The sequence below is a fragment of the Serratia nematodiphila DZ0503SBS1 genome (assembly GCF_000738675.1).
GTDB classification, from domain to species: Bacteria; Pseudomonadota; Gammaproteobacteria; order Enterobacterales; family Enterobacteriaceae; genus Serratia; species Serratia nematodiphila.
Genome location: NZ_JPUX01000001.1, coordinates 173,532 through 187,384, shown reverse-complemented (window position 1 = coordinate 187,384; position 13,853 = coordinate 173,532). Strand labels below are relative to the sequence as shown.

General features: G+C 60.0%; 14 protein-coding genes. 4 read left to right on the top strand and 10 right to left on the bottom strand.

Annotated elements, in window-relative coordinates; translation table 11 throughout:
• The first annotated feature begins 29 nt into the window (after positions 1-29).
• Together JL05_RS00840 and JL05_RS00835 are read left to right on the top strand one after the other, a co-directional pair.
• Positions 30-596: an NADPH-dependent FMN reductase gene (locus JL05_RS00840; RefSeq protein WP_004933859.1), complete on the top strand. Its 567-nt coding sequence runs from the start codon at positions 30-32 to the stop codon at positions 594-596.
• Between the two features lie 76 nt (positions 597-672).
• Positions 673-1,725 (top strand): alpha/beta hydrolase, encoded by a 1,053-nt coding sequence (locus JL05_RS00835; RefSeq protein WP_033631390.1) that lies wholly within the window; start codon positions 673-675, stop codon positions 1,723-1,725.
• Positions 1,726-1,760: 35 nt separating this feature from the next.
• On the opposite strand, the gene JL05_RS00830 is transcribed toward JL05_RS00835, so the two are convergent.
• A complete protein-coding gene (locus JL05_RS00830; protein WP_033631389.1) occupies positions 1,761-3,098 on the bottom strand; it encodes an NCS2 family permease in 1,338 nt (445 codons plus the stop codon).
• Positions 3,099-3,332: 234 nt separating this feature from the next.
• Between JL05_RS00830 and JL05_RS00825 the strand changes: the two genes are divergently transcribed.
• Together JL05_RS00825 and yieH are read left to right on the top strand one after the other, a co-directional pair.
• Entirely contained in the window at positions 3,333-3,737 is a 405-nt protein-coding gene (locus tag JL05_RS00825; RefSeq protein ID WP_033631388.1) for an NUDIX hydrolase, read from the top strand.
• 46 nt (positions 3,738-3,783) lie between these two features.
• Positions 3,784-4,452, top strand: a complete 669-nt coding sequence (gene yieH / locus JL05_RS00820) for a 6-phosphogluconate phosphatase (RefSeq protein WP_033631387.1) — start codon at positions 3,784-3,786, stop codon at positions 4,450-4,452.
• Here the strand turns inward: yieH and JL05_RS00815 are convergent.
• From JL05_RS00815 to glmS, 9 genes are all read right to left on the bottom strand, one after another.
• A complete protein-coding gene (locus tag JL05_RS00815; RefSeq protein WP_015376138.1) occupies positions 4,449-5,189 on the bottom strand; it encodes an amino acid ABC transporter permease in 741 nt (246 codons plus the stop codon). The genes yieH and JL05_RS00815 overlap by 4 nt on opposite strands.
• Before the next feature lies 1 nt (position 5,190).
• A complete protein-coding gene (locus tag JL05_RS00810) occupies positions 5,191-5,904 on the bottom strand; it encodes an amino acid ABC transporter permease (protein WP_015376137.1) in 714 nt (237 codons plus the stop codon).
• Positions 5,905-5,985: 81 nt separating this feature from the next.
• Positions 5,986-6,825: an ABC transporter substrate-binding protein gene (locus JL05_RS00805; RefSeq protein ID WP_019455482.1), complete on the bottom strand. Its 840-nt coding sequence runs from the start codon at positions 6,823-6,825 to the stop codon at positions 5,986-5,988.
• Positions 6,826-6,993: 168 nt separating this feature from the next.
• Entirely contained in the window at positions 6,994-7,728 is a 735-nt protein-coding gene (gene phoU, locus JL05_RS00800) for a phosphate signaling complex protein PhoU (protein ID WP_004933833.1), read from the bottom strand.
• A gap of 11 nt (positions 7,729-7,739) precedes the next feature.
• On the bottom strand, positions 7,740-8,510 hold the full coding sequence (gene pstB / locus JL05_RS00795; RefSeq protein WP_016929614.1) for a phosphate ABC transporter ATP-binding protein PstB: 771 nt from the start codon (positions 8,508-8,510) through the stop codon (positions 7,740-7,742).
• A gap of 54 nt (positions 8,511-8,564) precedes the next feature.
• On the bottom strand, positions 8,565-9,455 hold the full coding sequence (pstA, locus tag JL05_RS00790; RefSeq protein ID WP_004933824.1) for a phosphate ABC transporter permease PstA: 891 nt from the start codon (positions 9,453-9,455) through the stop codon (positions 8,565-8,567).
• 1 nt (position 9,456) lies between these two features.
• Positions 9,457-10,413, bottom strand: a complete 957-nt coding sequence (gene pstC / locus JL05_RS00785) for a phosphate ABC transporter permease PstC (protein WP_004933822.1) — start codon at positions 10,411-10,413, stop codon at positions 9,457-9,459.
• Between the two features lie 91 nt (positions 10,414-10,504).
• Positions 10,505-11,545, bottom strand: a complete 1,041-nt coding sequence (gene pstS, locus JL05_RS00780; RefSeq protein ID WP_004933819.1) for a phosphate ABC transporter substrate-binding protein PstS — start codon at positions 11,543-11,545, stop codon at positions 10,505-10,507.
• Positions 11,546-11,880: 335 nt separating this feature from the next.
• Positions 11,881-13,710 carry a glutamine--fructose-6-phosphate transaminase (isomerizing) gene (gene glmS, locus JL05_RS00775; protein ID WP_004933817.1) on the bottom strand — a complete coding sequence of 610 codons (1,830 nt, stop codon included), beginning with the start codon at positions 13,708-13,710 and terminating at the stop codon, positions 11,881-11,883.
• Positions 13,711-13,853: the final 143 nt, after the last annotated feature.

Sequence of the window (13,853 nt, the reverse complement as noted above, 5' to 3'; positions counted from 1 at the left end):
AATCTGCTCATTCGAAAGGGAGAATCACCATGTCAGACCAAGCCTTAAAAATCGTCACTCTACTCGGCAGCCTGCGCAAAGGCTCCTACAACGCCATGGTGGCCCGCGCCCTGCCTGGCCTGGCCCCGCAGGGCGTCACCATTGAAGCGCTGCCCTCCATCCGCGATATCCCGCTGTACGACGCCGACATGCAACAGGGTGAAGGCTTCCCTGCCGCGGTCGAGGCGATCGCCGAGCAGATCCGCCAGGCCGACGGCGTGATCATCGTCACCCCTGAATATAACTATTCCGTACCCGGCGGGTTGAAGAACGCCATCGACTGGCTGTCTCGCGTACCGAATCAGCCGCTGGCCGGCAAGCCGGTCGCCATTCAAACCAGCTCAATGGGGCCGATCGGCGGCGCGCGCTGCCAATACCATCTGCGCCAGATCCTGGTGTTCCTCGATGCGATGGTAATGAACAAGCCTGAGTTTATGGGCGGCGTGATCCAGAGCAAGGTCGATGAACAGGCCGGTGAACTGAGCGACCAGGGAACGCTGGATTTCCTGACCGGCCAGCTGTCCGCGTTCAGCGATTTTATTCGCCGCGTGGAGTGAAGGTCTCGCGGCGCCCGCTGGGCGCCGCAACAGGACATGACGTCCGTCAATTTATTGAAATTAAAGCCATAGCATCATGTATTTTTTCATTTTAGCGTTATTTTTCGTTTCCATCACCAGTCCCGCTTTCGCCGCAGACATGCGTTATCCCGCCGGTGAAGAGCCGCTGGAGCTGCCGGCGCACAGCGCGCTCAACGCCCAACTATCGCGTTCCGCGCAAACCCAGGAAGACAAAAAGCTCGGCGCCATGTCGCTGTACCTGACGCTGATGCGCGAAGACGGCCGCAACGTCTGGGCGCCCTACCAGCTGGCGGTGTCGTCGGCGGAGAAAGGGCAAACCGAACTGGCGGAGCGTTACCTGCAGCTGAGCGCCGACCGCGGCCTGTGGTACTACTACAACCTGCTGGAGGACGACGCCTTCAACAGCATCCAACACTCCGCCACTTACCAATCCATTTTGGCCGCCACCAAAGCGCGCTATCTGCAGCACGCCCGTCAGTATGAAGGCAAAGCCAGCTACGCGGTGCCGGACGGCGAAGCGCCGCCCGAAGGTTGGCCAACGGTGATCTTCCTGCATACCTACGGCAAAGCCGCCGCCATCAGCCCCGAGGAGCGGCTGCTGTTCGGCGAAATGGGCGTGGCCTACATCGAGATCAACGGCACGCAGATGCTGTCGGAAAACAGCTTCCGCTGGTCAAATTACAGCGACGAGAGCACCCAAACCACCCTGCAGCGCACGGTGCAACAGCTGGCTCCGCAGCTAAAGCTGGATCCCCGGCGGATTTACCTCAGTGCCCGTGGCCAGGGCGCGTTGCACGCCGCCAACCTGATCGCGAAGTACCCGCAGTTTTACGCCGGCGCGCTCCTGATCGCCCCCCACGGCGAGATCAAGCCGGCCCAGCAGTCGCTGGCGGCGAAAAAGAAAATCGTGATGGCGTATTACGATCGGCAGACCTTCAGCGAGCAGGCGCTGGCGCTACATTTCGCCAATCTGTTCGGGGAGGAGAATCAGGTGCAGACGCTGCACTTCGCCCAGGGAGAGGATGCCGCCGGCAGCTGGCAGGCGCGCTTCAGGCGGCCGTTGCAGTGGGTGTTGGATCAGGCGCCGGATGCGACGCCGGGCGTCTAGGGATTCAGGGCCGACCGCCGTCGGCCCTTTGGCTGTCAATGGCCGTCGACGAAGACGATCTTCAGCACGAACAGCAGCGCCACCACCACCACGCACGGGCTGATTTCACGCCAGCGGCCGGTACCCAGCTTCATCACGCAGTAGGAGATAAAGCCGAGCGCGATGCCCTCGGTGATCGAGAAGCTGAACGGCATCATCACCGCGGTGACAAACGCCGGCACCGCTTCGGTCAGATCGTCCCACTTCACCCGCGCCAAGCTGGAGGTCATCAGCACGCCGACGTAGATCAGCGCACCGGCGGCGGCGTAAGCCGGCACCATGCCCGCCAGCGGCGACAGGAAGATCACCAGCAGGAACAGCAGGCCGGTGACCACCGCCGTCAAACCGGTACGGCCGCCGACGGCGACGCCAGATGAGCTTTCGATATAAGCGGTCACGGAAGAGGTGCCAGCCAACGAACCGGCCACTGAGCTGATGCTGTCAACGTACAGCGCCTGCTTCATGCGTGGGAACTTGCCCTGGTTGTCGGTCAGACCGGCTTTATCGGTGACGCCGATCAGGGTGCCGGAGGAGTCGAACAGGTTCACCAGCATAAACGAGAAGATGACCCCGGCCAGCCCGATGTCCAGCGCGCCGGCCACGTCGACCTGGCCCACCACCGAGGTAATGCTCGGCGGCAGCGAAAACAAACCGCCGTATTTCACGTCGCCCAGCATCCAGCCGATCAGGGTAGTGACCACGATCGACACCAGCACCGCCGCATGGAAGTTACGCGAAGAGAGCACGGCGATGATAAAGAAGCCGAGCGCCCCCAGCAGCACGTTGTGCGAGGTCAGGCTGCCGATGGTCACCAGCGTGTCCGGGTTGGCCACCACGATGCCGGCGTTTTTCAGCCCCATCATGCCGATGAACAGACCGATGCCGCTGGTGATGCCGACCCGCAGGCTGACCGGAATGTTGGCGATCATCCAGTAGCGAATGCGGAAAATGGTCAGCAGCAGCAGGCCGACCGCGCCCCAGAAGATGGCGCCCATGCCCACCTGCCAGGAGATGCCCATCGCCCCGACCACCACGAAGGCGAAGAAAGCGTTCAGCCCCATCGCCGGCGCCAACGCCACCGGCAGGTTCGCCAGCAGGCCCATAAAGATGCTGCCGAAGGCGGCGATCAAACAGGTGGTGACAAATACCGCCTGGGTATCCATGCCCGCCGCGCCCAAAATTTGCGGGTTAACGAACACGATATACACCATGGTGAGGAAGGTGGTGATACCGGCAATCGTTTCCGTACGCGCCGTCGTGCCATGTTGCTTGAGTTTAAACACGCGCCCAAGCAAGCCTTGCTCAGCGTCAAGGCCAGATACTGGTTTGGTCATTATCAGAATTCCGAAAATGGGAATGGACAGTCGCCGGCTATCCTATAACAAAAAGTGGGGCTTTTGACGCCGGTCACAGGTTTTTTTCGCCGTCTTTACGGCTAAACGCGTCAACGGCTTGTATTTACAGGCATTCATTCTCCATCACAGCCCGCCGCGTTGCCGTTTGCCGGCACGGCCGATAAAATGGCCTATCACATCTCTTACCCTACCCGCTAAAAAACAGGAACCCGCATGTCTTCGACCTTTATCGATAAACTCGCGTTGATCGCGCTGAAAGATGACAAAGTGGCGCTGGTGCGCTCGCACAACAAGACGCTGTTTTATGTACCGGGCGGAAAGCGCGAAGCGGGTGAAACCGATGAGCAGGCGCTGTGCCGCGAAATCGACGAAGAGCTGACCGTTGCGCTGCAGCCGCAATCCATCGCGTTTTACGGCGAGTTCTCCGGCCCGGCGGACGGCAAGCAGGACGGCACCCAGGTGCGCATTCGTTGCTACCAGGCCGACTTTACCGGGCAGTTGCAGCCGGCCGCCGAAATCGCCGAGCTGAAGTGGTGCGACAGCCGCGATCTGCCGCAGTGTTCACACGTCGCCGCGCTGATTTTGCACGATCTCAAGGCGCGTAGCCTGATCAAGTGATCGCTGAGCGGCCTCAGCGGCGTTAACCCGAAGGAACCTGTCCCGCATGAATCAGATTGACTGCATTTTGTTCGACTGCGACGGCACGCTGGTGGACAGCGAAGTGCTGTGCAGCAAAGCCTATGTGCACATGTTCGCCCGCTACGGCATTCATCTGTCGCTGGAAGAGGTGTTCAAGAAATACAAAGGGGTGAAGCTGTACGAGATCATCGATCGAGTCAACGCCGAGCAGGGCACTGACCTGGCAAAAGAGACGCTGGAGCCGCTGTATCGGCAGGAAGTGGCGCGGCTGTTCGACAGCGAGCTGCAGCAGATTGCCGGCGCCCGCGAGCTGCTGGCGCAGGTGACGGTACCTGTCTGCACCGTCTCCAACGGGCCGGTCAGCAAGATGCAGCACTCGCTCGGCCTGACCGGCATGCTGCCTTATTTTGATGACCGGTTGTTCAGCGGCTATGACATTCAGCGCTGGAAGCCGGATCCGGCGATCGTGTTTCACGCCGCCGAACAGATGCAGGTGCCGGTGACGCACTGCATCCTGGTGGACGATTCACCCGCCGGCGCGCAGGCCGGCATCAATGCCGGCATCCCGGTCTTTTACTTCTGCGCCGATCCGCATAACCCGCCGATCGATCACCCGCTGGTGACGACGTTTGACGACCTGGCTCAATTGCCCGCGCTGTGGCGCGAACGCGGCTGGCGGCTGACGGCCGATTAACTGGCCGGCAACGGCGGCTTGTTGCGCCACCAGCGCCAGGACCGCTTCAGCGCGCGAGTTTGCGCGCCGAAGCGGCGGTTGACCGCATTGGCCAGCAGATCGAGCGCCAGGCAGAACACGAAATAGACCAGCGCCACGAACAGGAACACTTCCATCGGGTAGACCATGCTGCGGTTGTTGACCTGGGTCGCCAGGAAGGTCAGTTCGCCAACGCCGACGATATAAGCCAGCGAGGTGTCTTTGATCAGGGAGATCCACTGGTTGATGAACGACGGCACCATCATGCGCAGCGCCTGCGGCAGCACGATCATGCGCAGCGTCTGCCAGCGGGTCAGCCCCAGAGAGAGCCCGGCCTGCCACTGGCCGGGGCCGATGGCGGCGATGCCGGCTTTCACCGCATGGGCCAGATAGGCCGAGGCGATCAGCGCCAGCGCGCACACGACGGTGGTGATTTCCGGGATCTCGACGCCAAACACCATTGGCAGCAGGAAATAGGTCCAGAAGATCAGCATGATGACCGGAATGGCGCGGAAAAAGCCCAACACCGCCGCCAGCAGCCCGGCGGCGATGCCGCGCGACATCGCCAGCGCCACGCCGAGCAGGGTGCCGAGCACCGCCGAGGCCACGCCGGCCATCAGGCTGATCGCCAACGTCAACGCCGCGCCGCCCAACGGCCCGTCCGGCCAGGTGCCCCACAGCAGGTAACCCAGGTTGTCGTGAATCACGCTGAAATCCATCTCAATGTCCTCCCAGCGGTTTACGCTGTTGTCGCCACATGCCCCAGCCTTCCAGCAGCGCGATGATGGCGATATACAGTACCGTCGCCACGCCGAACGCCTGGAAAGTGCGCAGGGTTTCGGTTTCGACCTGACGCGAGGCGTAAGAGAGTTCGGCCACGCCGATCGCCATGGTCAGCGACGAGTTCTTGATCACGTTCATGTATTGCCCCAGCAGCGGCGGCAGCGCGATTTTCAGCGCCTGCGGCAACACCACATAGCGCATCGCCTGCCAGCCGGTCAGCCCCAGCGCCTGAGCGGCATATTTCTGTCCGCCGGCGACGCCGCGAATGCCGGAGCGGATCTCTTCGGCGATAAAGGCGGTGGAGTACAGCGTCAGGCCGAAGAAACCGGCGAGAAACTCGAACGACGGCCACTCAAGCGGGCCGATCTGATGGGCGCTGTTCAGCCACTGCATGGCGGCGGACGGCAAGATCTGCCCGGCGGCGAAGTACCAGAAGAACAGCTGCACCAGCAGCGGCGTATTGCGAAACAGCGAGCTGTAGCCCATCGCCAGCCAGCGCAACGGCCGCAGGCTGCTGTCGCGCATCGCCGCCAGCACAAAGCCCAGCAGCGTAGCCGCCAGCCCCGCGCAGGCGGAAAGCCACAGCGTCAGCAGAAAGCCGTGCCACAGCCAGCTCAGGTATTGCGGCGCCAGCAGCCAGTCCAGGTTCATGTTCAATCCTTGTCTTGCAGAATGCATCAGGGGCGCAGCAAGCTGCGCCCCTCCGTACCGATCTCACCGCGCCCGGTTAAATCAGGCTTTCGGTTGCTGATCCAAAGGCGCGATTTTGAAATCGCCGCGCGGCTGGGCGGATTGGGTTTCCGGCCCGAACCAGCGATCGTAAATCTTAACCGCTTCACCGTCTTTTTCCAGCTTGATCAGCGTCTCGTTCACCGCGGCGGTCAGGCGATCTTCGCCCTTGGGAATGCCGACGCCCTGATACTCTTTGGTCAGGCTGAACGGCGAAATCTCAAACTCGGCCTTCTGCGCCGCCGGCAGATTGCCAAGCAGGCCGACCAGCTTGGCGTCGTCCTGAGTGATCGCCTGCACGTTGCCGTTGCGCAGCGCCACGAACGCCAGCGGGGTATCATCATAGGAGATCACTTTCGCCGTCGGGAAACGCTCGCGCAGGGTGATTTCCTGCACCGTGCCCTTATCCGCGCCGATGCGCAGCTTCTTGATGTCTTCCGGCGTTTTCAATACGCCTTTGCGGGCGATGAATTTCTGGCCGGTGGCGAAATACGGCACGCTGAAGTTCACTTCCTTGGCGCGCTCGTCGGTAATGGTGAAGTTGGCGGCAATCAGGTCAACCTTCTTCGACACCAGCAGCGGAATGCGGTTGGCCGGGTTGGTGGCGCGCAGCTCCACTTTCACCCCCAGCGCTTTGCCGATCGCGTCGGCGACATCCACATCGTAGCCCACCAGCTTCTTGCTCTGCGGATCGATGTAGCCGAACGGCGGATTGCTGTCGAACACCGCGATGCGCACCACGCCGGCTTGCTTGATATCGTCAAGTTTGTCCGCGTGCGCGGCGCCGGCGGCGAGGCCGGTCAGACTGGCTAACAACGTTAAGGCCAAAGCGCGATGTTTCATAGAGAGCTCCTAAGTGGTTGATGTCCTGCTGGCGGATAAGCTAGCAAGCGCCACATAGGTCAGGAAATAATATAAAAAGCTATATTTATAACCTTTTTATCTTTACGCGCTTAAGATGGAATAAAGGCGCGGGAAACCGCGCCTTTGAAGGATATTACCCGGAAAGGGTCAGTCGTCTTTTTCGTCTTTACCGCCCGGAGACAGCAGCTTTTCCAGGGCGTCGCCGCCCAAATGACGGAAATCCTGTCCTTTGACGAAATAGAAGATAAATTCGCAGATGTTCTGGCAGCGATCGCCGATACGCTCGATAGAACGGGCGCAGAACAGCGCGGTCAGCACGCTCGGAATGGTGCGCGAATCTTCCATCATGTAGGTCATCAGCTGACGCACGATGCCTTCATATTCCTGATCGACCTTTTTATCTTCCCGGTAAATACGGATCGCTTCATCCAGATCCATGCGCGCGAACGCGTCCAGCACGTCGTGCAGCATCTGCACGGTGTGGCGCCCCAGCGACTCCAGGCTGACCAGCAGCGGCTGGTGCTGGTGCGAGAACTTCTCCAGCGCGGTGCGGCAGATCTTGTCCGCCACGTCGCCGATGCGTTCCAGTTCGGAAATGGTTTTGATGATCGCCATCACCAGACGCAGATCGCTGGCGGTCGGCTGGCGCTTGGCGATAATGCGCACGCAGGCTTCGTCGATCGCCACTTCCATCATGTTGACCTTGGCGTCGCCTTCGATCACGCGCTTGGCCAGCTCGCCATCCTGATTGTGCATCGCGGTGATGGCGTCGGTCAGCTGCTGCTCCACCAGCCCGCCCATGGTCAGCACCTGGGTGCGGATATGCTCGAGCTCTGCGTTGAACTGGCCGGAAATGTGTTTGTTTAAATTCAGGTTATCCATGATGCTTCCTATCAACCATAACGGCCAGTGATGTAGTCTTCAGTCTGCTTTTTCTGCGGCGCAGTGAACAGGTTATCAGTATCACTGAACTCGATCAGCTCGCCCAGATACATAAATGCGGTAGAGTCGGAGCAGCGCGCCGCCTGCTGCATGTTGTGCGTCACAATCACCACGGTGTAATCGGCCTTCAGCTCGCTGATCAGCTCTTCAATCTTGCCGGTGGAGATCGGATCCAGCGCCGAGCAAGGCTCATCCAGCAACAGCACTTCCGGACGAATGGCGATGCCGCGGGCAATGCACAGACGCTGCTGCTGGCCGCCGGAGAGGCTGTAGCCGCTCTGGTGCAGCTTGTCCTTGGTTTCGTTCCACAGCGCCGCCTTGGTCAGCGCCCACTGCACGCGCTCGTCCATATCGGCGCGCGACAGCTTTTCAAACAGGCGAACGCCGAAGGCGATGTTGTCGTAAATCGACATCGGGAACGGCGTCGGCTTTTGGAACACCATGCCGACCTTGGCGCGCAGCAGCGCGATATCCGAGTTGTCGGTCAGGATGTTCTGGCCGTCCAGCAGGATGCCGCCTTCCGCACGCTGTTCCGGGTACAGCTGGTACATCTTGTTGAAGGTGCGCAGCAGGGTGGATTTGCCGCAGCCGGACGGGCCGATAAACGCGGTGACCTTGTTCTTGGCGATATCCAGCGTGATGTTCTTCAGCGCATGGAATTTGCCGTAGTAGAAGTTCAGATCGCGTACCTGAATTTTGCTGCTGGAAGCGTCAGTAACCATACTCATCAAGACTTCTCTCTTTTCATCAGCGCCGCCAAAGCGGCGCTCAAAATTTTATGAATGCTTTTTCTTGGCGAAAATCACGCGCGCCAGGATATTCAGTAGCAGTACGCACAGGGTGATCAACAGCACCCCCGCCCAGGCCAGCTGCTGCCATTCGGCGAACGGGCTCATGGCGAATTTGAAGATGGTCACCGGCAGGTTGGCGATCGGCTGCATCAGGTCGGTGCTCCAGAACTGGTTCGACAGCGAGGTGAACAGCAGCGGCGCCGTTTCCCCCGCGATGCGCGCAATCGCCAGTAGCACGCCGGTGATGATGCCGGACACCGACGCCTTCAGTGTGATAGCGGAAATCATGCGCCATTTCGGCGTGCCCAGGGCATAGGCGGCCTCGCGCAGCGTATCCGGCACCAGCTTCAGCATGTTCTCGGTGGTGCGAATGACGATCGGCACCTGCAGCAGCGCCAGCGCCACGATGCCGGCCCAACCGGAGAAGTGCTCCATCTTCGCCACCACGATGGTGTAAACGAACAGGCCCACCACGATCGACGGTGCGGACAGCAGGATGTCGTTGATAAAGCGGATCACTTCCGCCAGCCAGGATTTACGGCCGTATTCCGCCAGATAGATGCCGGCCATGATGCCCAGCGGCGTACCGAAGAGGGTCGCCCACAGGATCAACAGACCGCTGCCGGCGATGGCGTTGGCCAGGCCGCCGCCCGCGGTGTTCGGCGGCGGGGTCATTTCGGTGAACAGCGCCAGCGACATGCCGTCGAAGCCTTTGGTGACGGTGGCGATCAGGATCCAGATCAGCCAGAACAGCCCGAACGCCATGGTCGCCATCGACAGGAACAGCGCGAGGCGGTTTTTCTGCCGGCGCCAGGCCTGCATTTTGCGGCGGCTTTCCGCCAGAACGACTGCGTTTTGCATATCCATCGTCGCCATGTTAACGCCCCTCATTCTTGGCCAGACGCATGATCATCAGTTTCGACAGCGCCAGCACGATAAAGGTGATAACAAACAGAATCAGGCCCAGCTCCATCAACGCGGCGGTGTGCACGCCGGACTCGGCTTCGGCGAATTCGTTGGCCAGCGCCGAGGTGATGCTGTTGCCCGGCATGTACAGCGAAGCGCTGTCGAGCTGGTAGGTGTTGCCGATGATAAAGGTCACCGCCATGGTTTCCCCCAGCGCGCGGCCCAGGCCCAGCATCACGCCGCCGATGACGCCGTTTTTGGTGAACGGCAGCACGATGCGCCAGATGACTTCCCAGGTGGTGCAGCCGATGCCGTAGGCCGACTCTTTCATCATTACCGGGGTCTGTTCGAACACGTCGCGCATCACCGCGGCGATGTAAGGAATGATCATGATCGCCAGGATCACCCCGGCGGCCAGGATGCCGATGCCGAAGGCCGGGCCGGAGAACAGCTCGCCGACGATTGGAATGCCCGACAGTACTTCGCCCACCGGCGTCTGGAAGTATTCGGCGAACAGCGGGGCGAACACGAACAGGCCCCACATACCGTAGACGATGCTCGGAATGGCCGCCAGCAGCTCAATGGCGATGCCCAGCGGCCGCTTCAACCAGTTCGGCGCCAGTTCGGTCAGGAACAGCGCGATGCCGAAGCTCACCGGCACGGCGATGATCAGCGCGATAAGCGAGGTGACCACGGTGCCGTAGATCGGCACCAGCGCGCCGAACTGCTCCGCCGGCGCGTCCCACTCTTTGGTCCACAGGAACGCAAAGCCGAATTTCTGCATGCTTGGCCAGGAGGCGAAGATCAGCGAAACGATGATGCCGCCCAGCAACAATAGGGTAATCAGCGCAGCCAGTCTCACCAGCGCGCTGAAAATGATGTCACCGTTTTTGCCCGGTGCTTTGATGGTCGGCTTGTACTCAGCCATAGATTACTCTCTGTTTGAACCCTGGCAGCCCCAACCGGGATCGGAGCCTGAAGAACTGTGTGGGGCGCGGCGAACCCGCGCCCCTGCGTTGTTAGTACAGCGCTTTACCTGAACTGTCTTTTACGTTGGTTTTCCAGGCCGCACGCACCTGCTCAACCACTTCTGCCGGCAGGGTGGCGTAATCCAGCTCGTTAGCTTGTTTTGCACCGGTTTTATACGCCCAGTCGAAGAACTTCAGCACTTCGGCGCCCTGAGCAGGGTTTTTCTGCTCTTTGTGCACCAGGATGAAGGTGGTGGAGGTGATTGGCCACACGTTGTCGCCTTTCTGGTCAGTCAGATCCTGAGCGAACGTTTTGCTCCAATCCGCGCCTTTGGCGGCGTTGCTGAAGCTCTCTTCGGTCGGGCTGACCGGTTTGCCGTCGGCGGACACCAGCTTGGTGTAAGCCAGGTTGTTCTGCTTGGCGTAAGCGTATTCTACGTAGCCGATAGAGCCAGGCAGGCGCTGAACGAAGGCGGCGATGCCGTCGTTGCCTTTACCGCCAAGACCGGTCGGCCAGTTAACGGTAGAACCGGCGCCAATCTTCTCTTTCCACTGCGCGTTGGCCTTGGACAGGTAGCTGGTGAACACAAACGAGGTGCCGGAACCGTCGGCGCGGCGCACCACGGCGATGTTCTGGTCAGGCAGTTTCACGCCAGGGTTCAGCTTGGTGATAGCCGGATCGTTCCACTTTTTGACGTTGCCCAGGTAGATATCACCCAGGGTTTTACCGTCCAGCGTCAGTTCGCCGGATTTGATGCCCGGGATATTCACCGCCAGCACCACGCCGCCAATCACGGTCGGGAACTGGAACAGGCCATCGGCCGCCAGCTTGTCGTCAGACAGCGGGGCGTCGGAGGCGCCAAAGTCAACGGTGTTGGCCACGATTTGCTTTACGCCGCCAGAGGAGCCGATGCCCTGATAGTTAACTTTATTGCCGGTTTCTTTCTGATAAGAATCTGCCCACTTGGCGTAAACCGGAGCGGGGAATGTCGCACCTGCACCGGTCAGGCTGGCAGCAGCGAACGCGGACACGGCGGTCAGGGAGAAGGTCGCTGCCACAATACTGGCGACGGTGGTACGCATCAGTTTCATAATCCCTCCTAATGGGATACTTAAAATCGACTTCGAGTCGTTTTAATCAGAGTAAGTATTGCTGCAGGAGGGAAAATAGGACAGTTTGGTGACAGAAAAATGTACGCAATATGACAGTTATATTACAGCGTATTTGATAGGTGTTTGTTTGTATGTAAATCAGAAGGTTAGCCGTGAAACAGCACATTTCCCAAGCAATAAAAAACCGGCTTGGCGCGGCCTATCCGCTTGAATATGACAACGTTTATCACCGAAACGGCAGCGCTGTCATCTTTAAGGTCACTCATGAAAAAAGCCGGCGCTAAGGCCGGCTTTTGCAGTTTACCTGCGACAAATTACTCTACGGTGACAGACTTCGCCAGGTTGCGCGGCTGGTCAACGTCGGTGCCCTTGATCAGCGCCACGTGGTAAGACAGCAGCTGCAACGGCACGGTGTAGAAGATCGGCGCGACGATTTCCTCGACGTGCGGCAGAGGAATGAGGGTCATGCCTTCGCTGCTGACGAAGCCGGCGTCCTGATCGGCGAACACGTACAGCTGGCCGCCGCGCGCGCGCACTTCTTCAATGTTGGACTTCAGCTTTTCCAGCAGTTCGTTGTTCGGCGCCACCACGATCACCGGCATATCGGCGTCGATCAGCGCCAGCGGGCCGTGTTTCAACTCACCCGCCGCATAAGCTTCAGCGTGAATATAGGAGATCTCTTTCAGCTTCAGCGCCCCTTCCATGGCGATCGGATACTGATCGCCGCGGCCGAGGAACAGCGCATGGTGCTTGTCGGAGAAGCCTTCCGCCAGCGCTTCGATCTCTTTATCCATCGACAGCATCTGCTCGATGCGCGCCGGCAGCGCCTGCAGACCATGCACGATCTCGTGCTCCACGCTTTCCGCCATGCCTTTCAGACGGCCCAGGCGCGCCACCAGCATCAACAGCACGGTGAGCTGCGTGGTGAAGGCTTTGGTCGAGGCTACGCCGATTTCCGTACCGGCTTTGGTCATCAGCGCCAGATCGGATTCGCGCACCAGCGAAGAGCCGGCAACGTTACAAACGGCCAGCGAACCGAGATAACCCAGCTCTTTGGACAGACGCAGCGCCGCCAGGGTGTCGGCGGTTTCGCCGGACTGCGACAGAGTGATGATCAGGCTGCCCGGACGCACCGCCGATTTGCGGTAACGGAATTCGGACGCGATCTCGACATCGCATGGCACGCCGGCCAGCGCTTCGAACCAGTAACGCGCCACCATACCGGAGTGGTAAGACGTCCCACAGGCGATAATCTGCACGTGCTGCACCTTGGCGAGCAGCTCGTCGGCGTGCGGCCCCAGCTCACTCAGGTTGATTTGGCCATGACTGAAACGCCCTTCCAGGGTGTTTTTCAGCGCCAGCGGCTGTTCGTAAATCTCTTTTTGCATGTAGTGGCGGTAAGCGCCCTTGTCGCCGGCGTCATACTGCACCTGGGATTCGATCTCAGGACGCTCGATGGCGTTGCCCTGTTTGTCGAAGATGTTGACGGTGCGGCGAGTCACTTCCACCACGTCGCCCTCTTCCAGGAAGATGAAGCGGCGGGTGACCGGCAGCAGCGCCAGCTGATCGGAAGCGATGAAGTTTTCCCCGACGCCGCGGCCGATAACCAGCGGGCTGCCGGAACGCGCCGCGACCAGCACGCTCGGATCGCGGCTGTCCATCACCACGGTGCCATAAGCGCCGCGCAACTGCGGGATCACGCGCTGAACCACTTCCAGCAGCGTACCGCCTTGCAGTTGTTCCCAGTGCACCAGGTGCGCAATCACTTCGGTGTCGGTTTCAGAGCTGAAACGGTAACCGCGTTCAATCAGCAGTTCGCGCAGCGGCTCGTGGTTTTCGATGATGCCGTTATGCACCACGGTAATGTAGTCGGAAACATGCGGGTGCGCGTTCGCTTCGGTCGGTTCACCGTGCGTAGCCCAACGGGTGTGAGCGATGCCGGTACCGCCGTGCAGATCGGTTTGTTCCGCCGCTTCGGCCAGCTTTTGTACCTTGCCAACGCGACGCAGGCGACTGACGTTGCCTTTTTCATCGACCACCGCCAGACCGGCGGAGTCATAACCGCGGTACTCGAGACGACGTAAACCTTCCAACAGGATTTCTGCAATATCACGTTGCGCTACTGCGCCTACAATTCCACACATCAGTTATATTCCTAATGAACGCCCTTCATGGGCGCTTTCGATGCCTTGACCTGATTTTTGCCGGTTTTTACCGTGCGTCCCCCGAGCCTGTAGATGGTGGGGGTTATTATGTTTTGTATTGGGCTCTGAACGGAGCCCAACGC